19 protein-coding genes are annotated in these 17861 nt (G+C 34.6%); 5 read left to right on the top strand and 14 right to left on the bottom strand.

Translation table 11 applies throughout. From position 1 onward, the window contains the following. Positions 1–27 precede the first annotated feature (27 nt). The 3 genes from AB9K26_RS15050 to AB9K26_RS15040 are packed head-to-tail and all read left to right on the top strand — an operon-like array spanning position 28 to position 3580. On the top strand, positions 28–720 hold the full coding sequence (locus AB9K26_RS15050; RefSeq protein WP_369973398.1) for a glycosyltransferase family 2 protein: 693 nt from the start codon (positions 28–30) through the stop codon (positions 718–720). Next, entirely contained in the window at positions 717–2207 is a 1491-nt protein-coding gene (locus AB9K26_RS15045; protein ID WP_369973397.1) for a cellulose synthase family protein, read from the top strand. Before AB9K26_RS15050 ends, AB9K26_RS15045 begins: the two co-directional genes overlap by 4 nt. Beyond that, positions 2207–3580 carry a glycosyltransferase 87 family protein gene (locus AB9K26_RS15040; RefSeq protein WP_369973396.1) on the top strand — a complete coding sequence of 458 codons (1374 nt, stop codon included), beginning with the start codon at positions 2207–2209 and terminating at the stop codon, positions 3578–3580. Before AB9K26_RS15045 ends, AB9K26_RS15040 begins: the two co-directional genes overlap by 1 nt. 41 nt (positions 3581–3621) lie before the next feature. Here AB9K26_RS15040 and AB9K26_RS15035 read toward each other — a convergent pair whose 3' ends face one another. Genes AB9K26_RS15035 through AB9K26_RS15010 form a run of 6 tightly spaced genes read right to left on the bottom strand, consistent with a single transcriptional unit; the run spans position 3622 to position 8524 of the window. Then, complete coding sequence (locus AB9K26_RS15035) at positions 3622–4035, bottom strand: VOC family protein (protein ID WP_369973395.1); 414 nt, start codon at positions 4033–4035, stop codon at positions 3622–3624. Between the two features lie 36 nt (positions 4036–4071). After that, positions 4072–4845 carry an RMD1 family protein gene (locus tag AB9K26_RS15030; protein ID WP_369973394.1) on the bottom strand — a complete coding sequence of 258 codons (774 nt, stop codon included), beginning with the start codon at positions 4843–4845 and terminating at the stop codon, positions 4072–4074. Continuing rightward, positions 4845–5165, bottom strand: coding sequence for a hypothetical protein (locus AB9K26_RS15025; RefSeq protein ID WP_369973393.1), 321 nt, complete (start codon positions 5163–5165; stop codon positions 4845–4847). Before AB9K26_RS15025 ends, AB9K26_RS15030 begins: the two co-directional genes overlap by 1 nt. A gap of 2 nt (positions 5166–5167) precedes the next feature. Continuing rightward, positions 5168–6142: a deoxyhypusine synthase family protein gene (locus AB9K26_RS15020; RefSeq protein WP_369973392.1), complete on the bottom strand. Its 975-nt coding sequence runs from the start codon at positions 6140–6142 to the stop codon at positions 5168–5170. After that, complete coding sequence (gene speB / locus AB9K26_RS15015; protein WP_369973391.1) at positions 6132–7073, bottom strand: agmatinase; 942 nt, start codon at positions 7071–7073, stop codon at positions 6132–6134. The genes AB9K26_RS15020 and speB overlap by 11 nt, the downstream gene beginning before the upstream one ends. 47 nt (positions 7074–7120) lie before the next feature. Continuing rightward, entirely contained in the window at positions 7121–8524 is a 1404-nt protein-coding gene (locus AB9K26_RS15010) for an arginine decarboxylase (RefSeq protein ID WP_369973390.1), read from the bottom strand. Positions 8525–9058: 534 nt separating this feature from the next. On the opposite strand from AB9K26_RS15010, the gene AB9K26_RS15005 reads away from it, so the two are divergent. Both AB9K26_RS15005 and AB9K26_RS15000 read left to right on the top strand, forming a co-directional pair. Beyond that, positions 9059–9478 (top strand): carboxypeptidase-like regulatory domain-containing protein, encoded by a 420-nt coding sequence (locus AB9K26_RS15005; RefSeq protein WP_369973389.1) that lies wholly within the window; start codon positions 9059–9061, stop codon positions 9476–9478. Next, complete coding sequence (locus AB9K26_RS15000) at positions 9479–10498, top strand: transglutaminase domain-containing protein (protein WP_369973388.1); 1020 nt, start codon at positions 9479–9481, stop codon at positions 10496–10498. Between the two features lies 1 nt (position 10499). On the opposite strand, the gene AB9K26_RS14995 is transcribed toward AB9K26_RS15000, so the two are convergent. The 8 genes from AB9K26_RS14995 to AB9K26_RS14960 form a co-directional block, all read right to left on the bottom strand. Continuing rightward, positions 10500–11375 (bottom strand): pseudouridine synthase, encoded by an 876-nt coding sequence (locus AB9K26_RS14995; RefSeq protein ID WP_369973387.1) that lies wholly within the window; start codon positions 11373–11375, stop codon positions 10500–10502. A gap of 83 nt (positions 11376–11458) precedes the next feature. Beyond that, complete coding sequence (locus AB9K26_RS14990) at positions 11459–12364, bottom strand: geranylgeranylglycerol-phosphate geranylgeranyltransferase (protein ID WP_369973386.1); 906 nt, start codon at positions 12362–12364, stop codon at positions 11459–11461. Between the two features lie 10 nt (positions 12365–12374). Continuing rightward, the gene (locus AB9K26_RS14985; RefSeq protein ID WP_369973385.1) at positions 12375–13304 is read right to left on the bottom strand and encodes a mevalonate kinase; all 930 of its coding nucleotides are present in this window, start codon (positions 13302–13304) and stop codon (positions 12375–12377) included. Between the two features lie 96 nt (positions 13305–13400). Next, positions 13401–14501: a diphosphomevalonate/mevalonate 3,5-bisphosphate decarboxylase family protein gene (locus AB9K26_RS14980; protein ID WP_369973384.1), complete on the bottom strand. Its 1101-nt coding sequence runs from the start codon at positions 14499–14501 to the stop codon at positions 13401–13403. Between the two features lie 32 nt (positions 14502–14533). Then, positions 14534–15082 carry a DUF1697 domain-containing protein gene (locus AB9K26_RS14975; RefSeq protein WP_369973383.1) on the bottom strand — a complete coding sequence of 183 codons (549 nt, stop codon included), beginning with the start codon at positions 15080–15082 and terminating at the stop codon, positions 14534–14536. Beyond that, positions 15079–16293, bottom strand: coding sequence for an NAD(P)/FAD-dependent oxidoreductase (locus AB9K26_RS14970; protein WP_369973382.1), 1215 nt, complete (start codon positions 16291–16293; stop codon positions 15079–15081). The genes AB9K26_RS14975 and AB9K26_RS14970 overlap by 4 nt, the downstream gene beginning before the upstream one ends. Beyond that, the gene (locus tag AB9K26_RS14965) at positions 16290–16967 is read right to left on the bottom strand and encodes a glycerophosphodiester phosphodiesterase (protein ID WP_369973381.1); all 678 of its coding nucleotides are present in this window, start codon (positions 16965–16967) and stop codon (positions 16290–16292) included. Before AB9K26_RS14965 ends, AB9K26_RS14970 begins: the two co-directional genes overlap by 4 nt. A 10-nt stretch (positions 16968–16977) precedes the next feature. Then, positions 16978–17838 (bottom strand): acyl-CoA thioesterase, encoded by an 861-nt coding sequence (locus tag AB9K26_RS14960; protein WP_369973380.1) that lies wholly within the window; start codon positions 17836–17838, stop codon positions 16978–16980. Positions 17839–17861: the final 23 nt, after the last annotated feature.

Below are 17861 nucleotides of genomic sequence, written 5' to 3'. Positions count from 1 at the left end.
GTACTTTTACTGTTTCAAATTAACCTAATGCCACTAATTAAAGTTATCATTCCTGCTTACAATGAAGCAGATTCCATCGGACTTGTCATTAAAGATATTCCAAATGTGGTTGATGAAATTATTGTCGTCAGCAATAACTCAACAGACCAAACAGAACAAAACGCTACTGAAGCTGGCGCAACAGTTCTTACAGAATCGAGAAAAGGATATGGCTATGCTTGTTTGAAAGGGATGGATTATCTCGCCAATCAAGAATTAGAACCTGATATCGTTGTATTTTTAGATGGTGATTATAGTGATTATCCTGAAGAACTCTCCAAGTTGATCGCTCCAATTCTTGATGATGATATTGATTTTGTGGTTGGTGCAAGAGCAAAACAGTTAAGGGAAAATGGCTCGATGACCATGCCTCAAATATTTGGAAATTGGTTAGCCACAACATTGATGCGCTGGATGTTCCGTTCAAGATTTACTGATTTAGGTCCGTTTAGAGCCATTAAATACAAAAAGCTACTCGCTTTAAAAATGGAAGACAAAACCTACGGATGGACCGTAGAAATGCAACTTAAGGTTTTAAAACAAAACATGACCTACACTGAAATTCCAGTAAATTATAGAAACAGAATAGGTGTTTCTAAAGTTTCAGGAACGGTAAAAGGTGCTATTTTTGCAGGTGTGAAAATCTTGGGTTGGATTTTCAAATACAGTTTTAAATCATGATTCTCGAATCTATTATAATTGTTATTTACACCATTGCCATCGTCCTTATTTTTTTGTACGCTTTGGCTCAACTGAATCTATTATACAATTATTTATCATCTAAAAAACACAATGAGAATTGTGAAACCTTTGATTTGTCAATTCCTGAAGAAGTTCCTTTTGTCACCATCCAATTGCCTGTGTACAACGAAATGTACGTTATGGAACGCTTGCTCGATAATATTGCCGAAATTGATTATCCAAAAGATAAACTCGAAATACAAGTTCTTGATGATTCAACTGATGATACTGTAAAATCGACCAAGCAACATATTGACAGATTAAAATCCACTGGCTTAGATATCCAACATATTACAAGGGCTGACAGAAAAGGTTTTAAAGCTGGTGCACTTAAGGAAGGTCTGAAAATAGCCAAAGGAGAATTTATTGCCATTTTTGATGCTGATTTTCTTCCAAAGCGCAATTGGTTAAAACGCACCATACCATACTTCAAAGATGGTAAGATTGGAGTGGTTCAAACCCGTTGGAGTCATATCAATCGAAACTACTCCTTATTAACCAAAATTCAAGCGTTTGCCTTGGATGCACATTTTACCTTGGAGCAAGTTGGCCGAAATAGCAAAGGGCATTTCATCAACTTCAATGGAACAGCTGGTGTTTGGAGAAAAGACTGCATTATTGATGCAGGCAACTGGGAAGGTGACACACTCACTGAAGATTTGGATTTAAGTTACAGGGCGCAACTCAAAAACTGGAAATTCAAATATTTGGAAGATGTAGAAACACCTGCAGAGCTACCAGTAGTCATCAGTGCAGCGCGTTCACAACAATTTAGGTGGAACAAAGGTGGCGCAGAAAATTTCCGAAAAATGCTTTGGCGGATTCTAAAATCAAAGAGCATCAGTCCAAAAACCAAAGTGCATGGTTTGCTTCATTTATTGAACAGCACTATGTTTTTAAACATTTTTATCGTTGCCGTTTTGAGCATCCCAATGTTGTACATTAAAAATGAATACGAGCATTTACGAATGTATTTTTATGTCTTAAGCTTCTTTGTGATAAGCACCATCATTTTCTTTATCTGTTATTGGTATATGTACAAGCAGATTTATGGTGGTGGCTTTAAACGGTTTTTCAAATACATTGGTATGTTCTTTACATTTTTTTCTATAGCTATGGGATTCTCGCTACATAATTCTATAGCCGTTTTGGAAGGTCATTTCGGGAAACGCAGTGAGTTTGTTCGAACGCCAAAATTCAACATCAGTTCTATTAAGGATTCTTGGAAAGGAAACATTTACTTAAGGAAAAAATTGTCGCCTCACATTATTATCGAAGGAATATTGATGCTTTATTTCGGGTTCGGGTTATACAGTGCATTTATTGTTGGAGATCAAGGTGGCGATTTCGGATTGTTCCCGTTTCATCTTATGCTTTGTATAGGTTTTGGCTATGTCTTTTTTAAATCTATTACTTCTAAAACCTGATGGTATCTTTGAAATTTCATAAGATTCCTTTGGTGTTGACTATTGTAAGTCTGCTCCTCTACTTTGTGTTTGCTTACGATTTAGTGAGAACCGAATACACTAAGCTACTTTTAATTTATGGGTTGCTTTGGGCTGTTTTTATCACCTTAATAAGAACGGTTGATAACCTAAAATACTTAAGTATTATAAGTTTTTTAAGTCGAGCGGTTTTTATCTTGGCAATCCCAAATCTATCTCAGGATTTTTACCGTTTCATTTGGGATGGACGATTGCTTCTTGAAGGTTTTAATCCGTATCTCTATACACCAGAATCATTTATACAATTTGGAAATTTTCCAATAGCACAAGCTAATGAATTATATGCTGGCATGGGCAATTTAAATGCCAGCCATTTTACCAATTATCCACCCATACATCAACTTGGCTTTGTCATTGCCGGACTGTTTTCTGGACACAGTATTTTAGGTTCAGTGATGGTTTTGAGAGTACTTATTATAGCTGCTGATTTTGGAATCTTAATCTTTGGAAAACGATTATTGAAACAATTCAACCTTTCTGAGAAACATATATTTTGGTATATCCTTAATCCGTTTATCATCATTGAACTCACCGGAAATTTACATTTTGAAGGTGTTATGGTGTTCTTTTTAATTTGGAGCTTGTATCTCTTACATCAAAACCGTTGGCAATGGGCTGCTATTGTTTTTGGTTTATCTATTTCAGTGAAATTAATGCCATTATTGTTCCTTCCTTTATTCTTGAAATACTTCAAAAAAGACTCCAATTCAAAAATTGATTTCAAGCGATTGGTGTCATTTTATCTTGTTGTTGGCTTGACCATCATCATTCTTTTTATTCCTTTTTTCAATTTTGAATTTATTCAGAATTATACCCAAACCGTAGCCCTTTGGTTCAATAATTTTGAGTTTAATGCGAGCATCTACTATGTAGTACGTGAAATAGGCTACTTATTTAGAGGCTACAACGAAATTGCAATCATTGGAAAAATTCTATCTGCAATAATCCTATTGATTGTCTTGGTTTTATCACTACGAAAGAACAATAGTGACATCAAGATCTTAATAAGAAACATGCTTATCGCCTTCACCATCTATTTGTTTTTGAGTACAACTGTTCATCCTTGGTATGTAACAACTTTATTGGCACTTAGTATTTTTACAAACTATAAATATCCTATTGTATGGTCCGCGGTCATCATTCTGAGTTACCTTGCCTACTTAGGAACCAATAAAGCGGATAAATCTGAAAACTTATGGCTTATTGCCATGGAATATGTAATCGTTTACGGCTTTTTTATTTGGGAACTATTTTTTAAAACACCTACTAGTACAAATAAAAAAAGCCAACTGTAATGGTTGGCTTCTTAGTATCGTAAAATCTGTTTAGATTAAATTTAAGACTTAAACATGTTTTTAGGGTTTTTAAAGCATTTAAATTCCAACATATAATCATTCGGATCTTTAACAAAAAAAGATTTGTGTTCACCAGATTTTTCTTTTAAGAAAATTGTTTTATCAACAAGACCTATCTTTTCTTTTTTTAAAGAATTGTACACGTCTTTCCATACCTCTTCATTAACAATGACTCCAAAATGGAAGGATGGTAGAATTTTTCCTTCAAAAACGTAATTAGGATTGATGAAATTGAATTTTTTAGCTCTTATAAACGTTATTTGATTTCCAAACAAATTTACATCAACCCAACCATCTGCCGCTCTACCTAAAGGCGCTCCAATAATTTCATGATAAAAATTCTTGGTTTCTTTTACACTTATGCAAGGTAACGATATGTGAAATGCTGCTTCCATAATTTTTAAGATTATTGAGTGTTGATATAATTAAATTTACAACAATTTTAAGATAAACATATCAACTACCTCAACTAAAATTAAGATAATGATAATCCATTCCAATTTACTGCTTTCCTTATGATCCATAATATCTTTAAAAAGCTCTAGATTCTCCTTAATAATATCAACACGATCATGAATTAAGCGGTAACGATCTTTTAAATCGAAAGTTTGCTTAAGTTCTGAATTGAGCTTGTTTAAAGTTTCATCTTCCCACACAATATCTGGTGAATCAAAAATGTATAGGTTTTCCGAAATTTTATTTTTAATGTTAAGGGTTTTGCCAATAAATCGCTTTAATTTTTGTCCGGAAATATCCAATCGACCCTTGTTTTCTAAGTATTTAGTGTGTTCATTGGTTTCAATAAGTAGCGCTTCGGTAATTTCAGAATATCTCGTTAAAGCAACCGATTGTGAAGCATTGAGCATCACCAATCGTATCATTTCTGCATTGATTTCTGGAAGAACCACCTTGTCGAACTCTACTTTAGCGTCTTTTTCAATACTGATGTCTACAACTTCAGAAATTTTTTCTGTTAGATTTTGCTTGCTGAACTTATATATTTCAGTAACAGCAGACTCGATTTCCTCAGCACTTAAGTTGAAGAAACTTATCATTCCATATTGAAAAATGTAAATGTATTTGTGAGATGAATATTCATAAAACAACTCGTCACTATCCTGAAACAGGAGTGACCAATTGAGTTCCTGCCTTGCTTCGTTAACCTGAATAGCATTGGCAACCTGATATGCCAAAACCTTGTACATCACTCGTCTTCAGAATCTTCCTCGTCAGTAAGTTCTGGTTCTTGAACTGCATCTGGATCGTCACTATCGAAGTCTTCATAATCATCTTCATCATAATTCTCCATGGTTACAGACAATTTGGTACTCACTTTTACGAGGTACTTGGTGTCTTCTGTGGTTACTTCAACAGCTTCAACGATTTCATTATTGGCATTCCGAAATGAAATGATGTGATCATCATCGTAACCATCAGGATACTTTTCGACCAATAAGGCCAAGATTTCTGGTGTTAGTTTTTTAAAGTCAACAATGACACGTTTAAGATTATCTCTTTTGTTCATAATTAATAGTCTAATAGGTAGGCAAAAATGAGAGGCGCAACAATTGTGGCATCACTTTCTATTATAAATTTTGGTGTATTAATATCTAATTTCCCCCAAGTAATTTTTTCGTTTGGAACAGCTCCAGAGTACGAACCATAACTTGTAGTTGAATCGCTTATCTGACAAAAATAACTCCAAAATGGCGTATCTGTTCGTTCCATATCTTGATATAACATAGGTACAACACAAATTGGGAAATCACCAGCAATTCCTCCTCCAATTTGAAAAAACCCAATGCCTTTTTGTGAATTATCAGTATACCAGTCAGCTAAAAAGGTCATATACTCAATTCCAGACTTCATAGTGCTTGCTTTCAACTCACCCTTAAGCACATAACTGGCAAAAATATTACCCATCGTACTGTCTTCCCAACCAGGACAAACAATAGGAAGGTTTTTTTCTGCTGCGGCATACATCCAGGAATCTTTCAAATCGATTTCATAGTATTCTTCCAAAACACCAGACAACAACAATTTATACATGTACTCATGAGGCAAATAACGCTCTCCCTTTGCTTCAGCATCTTTCCAAATTTTAACGATATGCTCTTGTATTCTTCGGAAGGCCTCTTCTTCTGGAATACAGGTATCGGTAACACGGTTGAGCCCTTTTTCCAATAAATCCCATTCCTCTTGAGGCGTCAAATCACGATAATTTGGTACACGCTTATAATGTGAATGCGCTACCAAATTCATAATATCTTCTTCAAGATTTGCACCTGTACAAGATACAATATGAACTTTATCTTTTCGAATCATCTCAGCGAAAATCTTTCCCAACTCTGCTGTACTCATAGCTCCTGCAAGAGAAACCAGCATCTTAGCTCCTGAATTCAACTGATCTTCATACGCTTTAGCTGCATCTACCAATGCAGCAGCATTGAAGTGTAGATAGTATTTTTCAATAAACTGTGATATGTGTCCTTTAGATGTCATCGTCTTCACTAAATTTAGAAAATTTATTGTTACTTGAAGTCATGTCTTCAAAATTGTTCACATAATCATCATCTGCCTCTTCATTTAAAAACTTATACGTCAGGAGTTTATAATATAATTTAGCCGCTAAAAAATCTGATGATTTTTCATTAGGATTCGGACATAGTTCTACGATATCAAATCCAACGACGTTTTTTTCCTCAAAAACCTGCTTCAAGAAATCCAAGGTTTCATACCAAAGTAGTCCTCCTGGCTCTGGAGTTCCTGTAGATGGTAGAATTGATGGATCAAAAACATCTAAATCAATAGTAATGAAAACATTATTGGTCATTTGATCTAGTGCAGAATCCATCCAGTTATCATCAACAGCCATTTCATGTGCAAAATAAGTCTTATCATTATCCATCACTGTTGTCTCTATAACATCCATACTGCGTATGCCAACTTGAATTAAATTGGTGTTCTGGCTTGCCTCATAAAGTGCACATGCGTGATTGCATTTGCTGCCTTCATAAGTTTGCCTCAAATCGGCATGTGCATCAAGTTGTAAAACCGTAAGGTTGTTGAAACTCTCATTAAACGCTCTAATCGTTCCGATGGAAATAGAATGCTCTCCTCCGAAAATAGTTACGAACTTATTTTTTTTGATGTATGACTTCACAACTTTATGAACCGCATCAACCATAGCTTCAGGAGAAGCATTTTCAGTAACAGGTTCAGAAAGGTAAACACCATGCTTATAAACTTCTGTTTCTGTTTCAATATCGTAAAGCTCCATATTCTCTGAAGCGTGCAAAAAGGCTTGCGGACCTTTATCTGCTCCTTTTTGCCATGTGCTGGTGCCATCATATGGTACAGGGATCAATACAATTTTTGAAGATTCCAATTTTGAATATTCATCTTCAATTCCAGCGTAATTTTTATGTTTCATTATTTTAATTCTTATTTTTTTTAATCAACTATTTATTTAGTTGTTTTTTAATTTGTGTTGTTATATCCTAAAATTTTAAGTAAGTCTTCACTCTTTTGTTGTTCGCTAAAAACTTCGGTGGTCAAATTCCCATCGTTATCTCTATTGATTAAAATATGTTTTGGTGATGGAATCAAGCAGTGTTGCAAACCTCCAAAGCCACCAATGGTTTCTTGATAGGCTCCAGTATTAAAGAAGCCAATGTACAATGGTTTTTCTTTGTTGTACTTCGGAAGATAAATCGCGTTCATGTGCTGCTCACTATTGTAATAATCATCACTATCACAAGTTAGTCCACCTAAAAGTACGCGCTCATAAGAATCGTACCATCTATTGATTGGCAGCATGATAAAGCGCTTATTGATGGCCCAAGTATCAGGCAAGGTTGTGATAAAAGATGAATTAATCATGTTCCATTTTTCACGATCGTTTTGTTGCTTTTGATACAATACCTCATAGATTGCACCTCCACTTTCCCCAACTGTAAAACTTCCAAATTCGGTAAAAATATGTGGTACGTCAACCTCTTCTTCCTTACAAACCAAGTTGATTTGATTCACAATTTCATCTACCATATATTCGTAGTCAAAATCAAAAGCCAATGAATTTTTAATAGGAAATCCACCACCAATATTCAAGCTATCCAAAGTAGGACATACCTTCTTCAAACTGGTATATACTTTAAGACACTTCGTTAATTCGTTCCAATAATAAGCATTGTCTCTAATCCCTGTATTGATAAAAAAGTGAAGCATTTTAAGGTTCACTTTGTCATTGCCTTGAATTTGATTTTTGTAGAATGGAACAATATTCTTATAACCTATTCCCAACCTGGAGGTGTAGAATTCAAATTTCGGTTCTTCTTCAGAAGCAATACGAATACCTACATTAAAATTGGTGTTGATTTCAGCCGACAACAAATCCAATTCCTCATAATTATCAATAATAGGAATGGCGTTTTTGTGCCCATTATTAATCAGTCTAGCGATATTGGTAACATATTGTGCACGCTTAAAGCCATTACTTATTACAAAGGTTTCATCTGTGATTTTTCCATCGGCTTTCAAACGCTCTACGATGTCAATATCAAAAGCCGAAGAGGTCTCAATATGAATATTGTTTTTTAAAGCTTCATCCAATACGTGCTTAAAATGTGAGCTTTTAGTACAATAGCAATAATGATATCGCCCTTTATAATCATACTTTTCAATAGCATTTGAAAACCATTGTTTGGCACGAATGATATTGTTGGAGATTTGTGGTAAATAGGTGAATTTCAATGGTGCTCCATATTCCTCAACCAATTGCATAAGGTCGACATCATGAAATTCTAAGGTTTTGTTTTCAAGTTTAAATTCTGATTGTGGAAAATCAAATGTTTGATTAACCAAATCGATGTATTTTGTCTTCATTAATGTTTTTTAAAAAGTTAAATATAGTTGGCTAAAATTAAATGGATGTTAAGCCAACATAATTAATATACTTGTTTCAGCATAATTAAAGTGAAAAGGTATAAATTACAAAAAACATGAGACATCAAATTTGCATTTGAGGTTCTGTGGTAGGAATGAAACCAAACAAATGTTGGCTCATCAGAAGAAAATAAGCGGAAGTTAGCTCTAAAATTCGGTTACTTACCTTGTAAGCTGCTTTTGAATTTGACTTCCTAACTTTCAAAAGCCCGAACATAAAAACACGTTTCAATTTGTTCAGCTAAATAAATTGCTCTTAAATATATGAAAAAGCGGCGCAAATGTAATTTATTTTTTGACACACAAAGCTTTTTTGTATTATTTTTAAAAAAAATTGATCTCATTTTCAATTCCATTAAAATAGATGACTCATTGAAAATGAGCTTTCACTAAACGTCCTATAAGATTAACTAAAGTTATATTTAAAGTTTTTAAACGGAATCGTAGTTTTGGTGAAAACAAAATCAAATCGTTATGAAAGCACAAACAACAATACTTCAGAAAAAATCAAGAATTTCAGGATTCACTGTTTTAATGTTTTTATTTGCACTTGTAATGGGGCTCAACCCCTTACAGGCTCAGAATACCTCATCAAGCAATACCATTACTGTTAAGGGAATGGTGAGTGATGAAGATGGTCCGTTAACTGGTGTCAACATTGCTTTGGAAGGCAGTAAGGCTGGTGCCATAACTGATATGGATGGGACTTTTATTTTTCCTACACCGCTAAAAGTAGGTGATGTATTGGTCTTCAGTTATCTAGGTTATAAAACGCAACGTATTGAAATCAACGAAAATAGCACATTTATAGATCTAAAGCTGACCTCTGAACACATCGATATCGTTGGTGCACCTTCAGTTGATACACCTTATAAATCAAAACGGTCTCGATAAATGAAATCGTTTAGGTGCTTAGTCATCCTACTATTGGTTGTTCATTTTGGATATAGCCAAGTATCCGACTTTGATCATATTGATTTTTCCAAAGCCGATAATATCGCTAAAATACATGAAGGTGAAAACTTAAAAAATCTTCCTGATTTAGTTCATAAACTAACCTCAAATCTAGATACAGATGTAGAGCGCTTTAGGGCTATTTATATATGGGTTTGCCAAAATGTTTCGAATGATTACAGACTCTATCTAAAAAACAAAAGGAAAAGAGAAAAATATAAAGACGACAGCCTTGAGCTGAAAGATTGGAATGATAAATTTAAAGGACGTCTTTTTAACAAGCTCAGAAAGCGTAAACGAACCATTTGCTCTGGATATTCTTATATCATCAGCGAACTTTCCAAACTTGCCAATATCGATTGTAGAATGATTAATGGCTTCGGAAGAACCAGTACAACAGCAATTGACGATTACTCATCAACCAACCATTCTTGGAATGCTGTGAAGCTAAACGGTAAGTGGTATTTGTGTGATGCCACTTGGGCAAGCGGCATTATCCATCCTAAAAATTACGGATTCAAATTTGATTACAATAATGGACTTTTCTTTACAGAACCAGAGTTTTTTGCTGTAACCCATTTCCCAGTTGATACGAAATGGATGCTTTTGGAAGCTGATAAAAAGCCTTCTTTTCCTGACTTTATCAATAATCCTATTTTGTATGGATCGGCTTTTAAAACACTTGAATCGCTCATTACTCCAAAACAAATGCATCACGAAATATCGAGGAATGGCATTCTTAACTTTAAATATAAATTAAAGCAAGCTATTGATCCTAAAACCTTACAACTGAAAATTTATAACGGATTCAACACAGAAACCGTTAAGCCATCTCAAGTTAACTTAGACAACAGCATTTTAAGTTTTCAATATAAATTTGAAAGTAAGGGGTTTTTTGATGTTCATGTAAGTATTAACGATAAGTTTATCGCTACCTATACAGTAAAAGTAAGCAAATAGCTTACAACATCTTCAAAGTATTGACCTCTTGTTGAGTAAGATGTTTCCAGTGTCCTCTTGGCAAATCTTTTTTGGTCAAATGTCCTATCGCAACACAATCAATACGAACGATATCGTAATTTAGATGCTCAAAGATAGTATGGATCAATGAATTTCCTGTGTTTTTAATTTTTAAACCAATAAGTGTTTTAGGTGCACCATCAACATAGCTAATAGCTTCGACAGCTACTAATTTACCATCAATTTTCAACCCTTTTTGAATCTTTTCAAAATCTTCAAACTTCAGATTCTTATCCAATTCAATTTCAAACAATCGTTCAACACCACGTTTAGAATTCGTGAACTTTTTGACTACATCTTCATCATTCGTAAAAAGCAACAAGCCTAGCGAATTTCTCCCCAATCGACCAATTGGCTTTACTCTAGCGTTAGTAGCATTTGCCACTAAATCCATAACAGTTCTGCCTTTACTATTGCTGGTTGTTGTAGCAAATCCTTTGGGTTTATTAAGGAGAATATAGGTTTTCTTTTCAGGAACAATACGAGCACCATCAAAACGCACTTCATCTTCAAGTTTCACCTTATAACCCATTTCAGTAACGACTTTACCATTTACGGTTACATTCCCTATAGAGATATGCATATCAGCATCACGACGTGAACAAATACCAGAATTGGCAATGTACTTGTTTAGTCGAATATCGTCTGAATTTTTTGGTTTTGAAACTTGAGGTGCTTTCTTCACAGGAGCATTTCCTCGAGCATAACTCTTAGATTTGCCCTGAGCACCACCACGTCCTGTTCCTTTATTGACAGATTTCCCATGTCCTCTACCCGAAGACCTTCCTTTTCCCTTTGCTCCTTGATGTCTGCTCATGATTTAATTTTTTGCAAATGTAGTACAATACAACTTACAAATCGTATTAATATACTGAGATTCTATTACTTGTTCGATACAATTTAATGTATTCTATTCAAAACCACATTGACATTCAGTAAAACAATACTAAATACACCAGCTAGAATGATAAATTTCAAAATATTATGAAGTATGAGGTAATGGGTTTTTGTCTTAGCTCTCCATAATATAATCAAGAAAAGCAATAACAATACAATAGATAAATAAAAGAATAGGTCCATATGCCCAATGTTAAAATGGAACAATAGCAAGTACATTGGCACAGCCGTTAAGGCTATTAAAACTGTTAACATAATTTTGGAAGTCTTATCGCCATAAACCACTGGTATTGTTTGGTAACCTAAAAGCAAGTCGCCTTTCATATTCTCTAAATCCTTTGTGAGCTCACGCATAGAAATCATTAAAAACAAGAAGATAGCATGAACAAAAATAACCGTTTCGAAATTCTTATAGTATAGAAATATGGCAAAGAATGGGGTGATGGTCAATATAGCTGACGTTAAATTTCCAATAAAGGGAAGTTTCTTGAGTTTGTGGGAATAAAACCATATTCCGAAGATATAAATGGAAAAAAACACCACAGCTTTAAACGACACATAACTTGCCATGATGACCGCTGAAAAATTCAAAACAAAGTAAAAGGACAGTTTCGTGTTTTGACTCACCAACCGATCTATTTTAGATTTATATGGACGATTGATCAAGTCTTTTTCAGAATCGTAAAAATTATTGATGATGTAACCTGCGGCTATGGTGGCTGCTGAAGCCAAAACCAACATGAACAAATTTAGATCGAACAAAACCGCTTTTAAGGCTTTGTCGTGAGCTAAAATATATACTGATGTTAAATATTGGGCAATGACAATGACCAATATGTTATAACCACGCACAACTGAAAACATACTGAAAAATTTCAGCATGATAAGTTTTTGTCTGCGAGAAAGCATAAACGAAATTTTAGAAGTTATAAACCACCTCTAATTTATAATCCTTCAAAGATTTTTGTGCAGTTTCAAAATCTTCGGTAAACCCTAGTATGTAACCTCCACCTCCAGAACCACATAGTTTCAGATAATACTGATTGGTTTCGATACCATTTTTCCACAATTCATGGAGTTGCTTCGGAATCATAGGCTTGAAATTATTCAACACCACTTTAGACAGTTGCTTGGTATTTTTAAAAAGCGACTTGATATCTCCTTTAAGGAAATCATCAACACAGGCATCGGTGTGTTTGATAAACTGATCCTTCAACATGTTTCTAAAGCCTTCCTGCTTCATGTTTTCCATGAAAATACGAACCATAGGAGCCGTTTCACCTATCATTCCAGAATCTAATAAAAACACAGCACCTTTTCCATCGGTTTGTTGGGCAGGAATACCTGTAGCTTCAATGTTGTCTTTTGAATTAATCAGGATTGGAATACTTAAATAGCTATTTAACGGATCTAATCCAGAAGATTTTCCGTGGAAAAAAGATTCCATTTCAGAAAAAATCATCTTAAGTTTCAACAGCTTTTCTCTTGTTAAGTTTTCAAGAACCGTAATTTTATCTTTGGCATATTTATCATAAATAGCTGCAACTAAGGCTCCACTACTTCCAACACCATAGCCTTGTGGGATGGAAGAATCGAAATACATTCCAGAGTCCACATCATTTGATAATGATTCAAAGTCAAATTCCACTAAAGAGGCATCTAGAGATTTTAAATGCTGTGCAAAACCTTTTAAGGCTTCGTTGGATTTTTTTGCTTTTTCCGATGGATTTTCATCCATTTTCAAAGCTCCATTATAAAAATTGTATGGAATTGATAACCCTTTTGAGTCTTTGATGATACCATACTCACCAAAGAGTAAGATTTTAGAGTAAAACAGAGGTCCTTTCATGAAATAATCGCCATTAGCTTTAACAAATATACGTATTATTCTAGTATTTGGTTTATTTTGAACTGCCAATAATTTTATAAAATATTGGCTAACAATCTATAAGGGTTGAGCACCAAAACCTATTTCGTCGCTAATATAATGTCCGTTTTGACAATACACAACTAAATTTTCTTTTATAAACCTCAATACATTTTCTTTTTCTTTTTCAGGATAAAGCACATGAACATTGGCGCCAGCATCAAGTGTAAAGCAAACTTTAGAGTTTGTGTTTTCCCTGAATTTCCAAATAGCATTGATAATTTCTAAGGTATTCGGTTTCATCAATATAAAATATGGCATACTGGTCATCATCATAGCATGCAGCGTGAGTGCTTCACTTTCAACAATACTTATAAAAGCATCAAAATCTCCCGATTCAAAAACCGCTTTGAGTTTGGACATGTTTTCATGAGCTTGTTCAAAACGACGTTCAGAAAAAGGATGACCATGCATTAAATTGTGGCCAACAGTACTGCTCACTTGCTTCTCTCCTTTATCGACCAACAAAATGGTATCTTGATAATTTTTAAAATTCCCATGCACAGGATATGGATACTTAACACCAAACAAATCAGAGCTGCCTTCAATATCCTGATGTTTTCCCCAAACAATCAAATCTCCTTCAATACTTCGACTGGCACTACCAGAGCCCAATCGCGCCAAAAAGGATGCTTTTTTAATCAAATAGTCTTCGTCTAAAGTTTTTCCATCTTTGCTAGAATGGACAATTATATCTCTTTCAAGACTCATTAGGCACATTGCCAAAGCACTCATTCCAGAAGCTGAAGAGGCTATTCCAGAACTGTGAGGAAATGTATTTGAGGTTTCTATTTTGAAATAGTACGCCTTTAAAAACGGAAGATACACTTCAATACGCTCAAAAAACGTTTCGATTTTTGGCTTGAAATCCTCTTTTTGTTCGCCATCCAAAAACACATCAAAAGAAAACCCTTCACTGCTTTTCTTTTTTGAATAGCTTATAGATGTGATGGTTTTACAATGCTTAAGTGTAAAACTAACAGATGGATTTTCAGGGATTTGATCCTTCTTTTTTCCCCAATATTTTACTAGAGCAATGTTACTAGGTGCAGCCCATTTATGCTGACCTGATTCTGGGAGGTTCAAATACGATTTTGGAATGAAATCTTGTGCTATCATAGAATCAATTCTAGGGCAAAAATAAGGAATATCTACGGTCTGTTCTCAAGTTCTTTTGATAAGCTTAATAATTTAACCATCGTTTTATAATTTCTAGTGGTTGCGCTCATATTTAATTTCTTCTCGAAAGTATTCATGTTAAATTTCGAGTTTCCATATCCAACCGAAGAATAAAAGTAGAGACAATCCTCAATAATTTGATAGGTTTCGTTTTCATAGCTAATGTCTTTAACTTTTTCCAAATTTTCACTTTTTGGGACATCACTTAACAAGACAAAATAACTATTTTCTTTTTGTTCTTGCTTAAACGGACAATTATTAAAATTATTCAAAAAATGATTTCTAGTTCTGACCAATACAGTCACTTCAAAGCCGAAATGCTCTAAAATAGACTTCTGAATTTTGTCTTCTATCATTTTTATATCTGACAGTGAGGAATTCAAAATCACGTTGCCACTTTGAATGTAAGTGCTTACATTTTCAAATCCTGAATTTGTCAATAATTTACGTAATTCAGCCATTGGCACTTTTTTGTGTCCGCCAACATTAATTCCTCTTAAAAGCGCAATGTATGTGTTCATGATTCTGAAATACTTTTAGCTGCAATATAAGCACCTGTCCATGCATTTTGAAAATTGAATCCACCAGTAATGGCATCAATATTTAAAATCTCACCTGCAAAATACAAGTTTTTATGGCGTTTACTTTCAAAGGTTTTAAAGTTTATTTCGGTTAAATCTACACCTCCAGCCGTAACAAATTCTTCTTTAAAGGTACTTTTCCCTGTGACCTTAAAGATGGCTTTTGTCAATTGTCCTGCCAATGTTTCCAATTGTGATTTATTGATATCAGCCCAACGTAAGTCTTTGGAGATATTAGAGGCCAAAACCAAGTTTTGCCATAAACGTTTTGGCAAGTCAAAATGAGTGAATTTAGACACGGTTTTCTTAGACCATTCTTGCTTTAATGCTTTCAATTGGTTTAAACAATCCTCAAAACTGTGTTTGACAAAATTGATTTCAATGTCAAATTGATAATTGCGTTTTGCCAATTCCAAAGCACCAAAAGCCGATAATTTCAATATAGCTGGCGCACTCATGCCAACATGCGTTATTAAAAGCGGACCTTCGCTAGACAAGTCTGAATTTAATACTTTGACATCTACATTTTTAACCACCACTCCAGGAATGGTTGCTATGCGATCATCTTTGATATCAAAAGTAAAAAGCGATGGTACTGGTTCTGAAATTGTATGTCCAAGTTGCTGTAACAGTTTCCATATTTTGGTATTGCTACCCGTTGTCAACATCATCTTATCACACAAAAAATCATCTTGATTGGTTTGAAGTATCCATTGTCCGTTTTCAGAAGCTATTTGCAACAAATTATGCTTATAAAAGACCTCTATTTGATGGTTTTTAACCTGTTCCAGAAAACAATCTATTATAGTTTGAGATGAATCAGATATAGGAAACATTCTACCATCTTCCTCTGTTTTCAATTCGACACCATGATCTTCAAACCATGCAATGGTATCGCCAGTCATGAATTGGTGGAATGGTCCCAAAAGTTCCTTTTCACCTCTTGGATAATTTTGAACCAATTCTGAAGGCATAAATTCAGCATGTGTAACATTACAGCGACCTCCTCCAGACACCTTTACTTTCTGAAGCCCTTCCTTTCCGCGTTCTATAATGGCAATACTTAAATTTTGATTTCGCTCAGCTATGTTTATGGCTGCAAAAAAACCTGCAGCACCACCACCAACAATTATGACATCGTAAGTTTTCAAATGAGATCTGGATTATCTGAAATGATGCCATCAACACCATATCGTTTCATTCGTTCAATAGCTTCTTTATCATTAACAGTCCAAACATTCACTTTAAAGCCTTTATCTTGAGCTGTTTTTACATTGTCTTTGGTTAAAAGTGCCAGGTTAGGATGAATGGCATAAGCATTTATTGTTTGTGCGAATTCAATAGCTTCTGAAACACTGGCTTTAGTTAAAACTGCTAATCGAAGTTTAGGGTTTTCATCATATACTGCCTCCAACTCATGATGCTGAAAACTCGAGATTAAGAAGTGTTCATTTGACCAATTGTGATTCGATATATACTCTTGAATCATTTGCATGGTTGTATTAGCCGTTCCCTTTCCTTTAAGTTCGATGTTAATCAGGCATCGTTTATCAATTTTGTTTAGAACCTCTTGCAATGTTGGGATGCTATACTTCCCATTTACTTTCAACTGTTTCAATTCTTGAAGTGTTAATTTTGAAACCTCTCCAGAACCATTGGTCATACGGTCAAGCGTAAAATCATGAAATACCACCAATTCACCAGAAGCACAACAATGCACGTCAATTTCAATACCGTCAACGTGCAATTCCAATGCCTTATTGATTGAAGCTATGGTATTTTCTGCAACATAAGCTTTGGCTCCTCTGTGACCTATTTTAAGCATATTGTTCTGTTTATTTGGGACGCATCAAACCTTCTTGCGCCACTGAGGCAATCAAGACACCATCTCTCGTGAATAAATTCCCTTTTGCAAAACCTCTAGCACCTACGGTATTTGGTGATTCTAAAGAATATAGCAACCAATCATCATAATCAAAATCTCTAAAAAACCACATAGAGTGGTCTAAACTCGCTGTTTGGGTGTTATTCCAATTGGCTTTACTCGCATGACGATTCATTGCTGCGGTTAAAATATTATAATCTGAAATATACGTCAGAATCTGCTGCTTTTCTGATCGATTTAATTGTGACACGTTGCCTTTCAACTTTACCCAAACATCTGTGTAAGGCGGTAAATCTTTGGTATTTAAAGGATTGACGATTTGCGTAGGTTTGAATTCAACAGGACGATCAATTTCTAAAAACCCTTTGGTTTTACTTGGCAAGTGATCACCAAAACGCCCTAACATTTCTGTCCAACTCATCAAATCCTCTGGCTGTTTTATATCACTTTTAATTTGAATTTGGTGCTCATGTCCTATTTCCTCTTTATGATATGATGCCGAAAGTATAAATATGATCTTTCCTTCCTGTTGTGCTGTAACTCGTCGTACCGAAAAACTACCACCATTTCTAACTACCTCAACATTGTAAACAATTGGAATGCTGAGATTCCCTGGCTCTAAAAAATAAGAATGTAAGGAATGTAAAACCCTATCGTTATGAACTGTTCTACTGGCAGCATTTACAGCTTGTGACAACACTTGACCACCAAACACGTTAGGACTTCCAACTGTTTTACTCATTCCTTGAAACCGATTTTCATCCTGTTGTTCTAAATGAATGAGTTGTAAAAGGTCTTGGGCTGAATTCATAGTCTATTTGTTTTTCCAAAGCT

This window comes from Psychroserpens sp. XS_ASV72, from assembly GCF_041224425.1.
Taxonomy (GTDB): Bacteria; Bacteroidota; Bacteroidia; order Flavobacteriales; family Flavobacteriaceae; genus Psychroserpens.
The sequence above is the reverse complement of the archived record's forward strand: the minus strand, read 5'-3'. Positions and strand labels throughout refer to the sequence as shown.

Bases quoted from the DNA above. Each gene is read 5' to 3' on its own strand.
- AB9K26_RS15020 (WP_369973392.1), bottom strand. From the start codon at position 6,142: ATGACATCTAAAGGACACATATCACAGTTTATTGAAAAATACTATCTA.
- AB9K26_RS15010 (WP_369973390.1), bottom strand. From the start codon at position 8,524: ATGAAGACAAAATACATCGATTTGGTTAATCAAACATTTGATTTTCCA.
- AB9K26_RS14975 (WP_369973383.1), bottom strand. From the start codon at position 15,082: ATGAACACATACATTGCGCTTTTAAGAGGAATTAATGTTGGCGGACAC.
- AB9K26_RS15030 (WP_369973394.1), bottom strand. From the start codon at position 4,845: ATGTACAAGGTTTTGGCATATCAGGTTGCCAATGCTATTCAGGTTAAC.
- AB9K26_RS15035 (WP_369973395.1), bottom strand. From the start codon at position 4,035: ATGGAAGCAGCATTTCACATATCGTTACCTTGCATAAGTGTAAAAGAA.
- AB9K26_RS15000 (WP_369973388.1), top strand. From the start codon at position 9,479: ATGAAATCGTTTAGGTGCTTAGTCATCCTACTATTGGTTGTTCATTTT.
- AB9K26_RS15025 (WP_369973393.1), bottom strand. From the start codon at position 5,165: ATGAACAAAAGAGATAATCTTAAACGTGTCATTGTTGACTTTAAAAAA.
- AB9K26_RS15005 (WP_369973389.1), top strand. From the start codon at position 9,059: ATGAAAGCACAAACAACAATACTTCAGAAAAAATCAAGAATTTCAGGA.
- AB9K26_RS14990 (WP_369973386.1), bottom strand. From the start codon at position 12,364: ATGCTTTCTCGCAGACAAAAACTTATCATGCTGAAATTTTTCAGTATG.
- AB9K26_RS14985 (WP_369973385.1), bottom strand. From the start codon at position 13,304: ATGAAAGGACCTCTGTTTTACTCTAAAATCTTACTCTTTGGTGAGTAT.
- AB9K26_RS15040 (WP_369973396.1), top strand. From the start codon at position 2,207: ATGGTATCTTTGAAATTTCATAAGATTCCTTTGGTGTTGACTATTGTA.
- AB9K26_RS14980 (WP_369973384.1), bottom strand. From the start codon at position 14,501: ATGATAGCACAAGATTTCATTCCAAAATCGTATTTGAACCTCCCAGAA.
- AB9K26_RS15050 (WP_369973398.1), top strand. From the start codon at position 28: ATGCCACTAATTAAAGTTATCATTCCTGCTTACAATGAAGCAGATTCC.
- AB9K26_RS14995 (WP_369973387.1), bottom strand. From the start codon at position 11,375: ATGAGCAGACATCAAGGAGCAAAGGGAAAAGGAAGGTCTTCGGGTAGA.
- AB9K26_RS15045 (WP_369973397.1), top strand. From the start codon at position 717: ATGATTCTCGAATCTATTATAATTGTTATTTACACCATTGCCATCGTC.
- AB9K26_RS14965 (WP_369973381.1), bottom strand. From the start codon at position 16,967: ATGCTTAAAATAGGTCACAGAGGAGCCAAAGCTTATGTTGCAGAAAAT.
- AB9K26_RS14960 (WP_369973380.1), bottom strand. From the start codon at position 17,838: ATGAATTCAGCCCAAGACCTTTTACAACTCATTCATTTAGAACAACAG.
- speB (WP_369973391.1), bottom strand. From the start codon at position 7,073: ATGAAACATAAAAATTACGCTGGAATTGAAGATGAATATTCAAAATTG.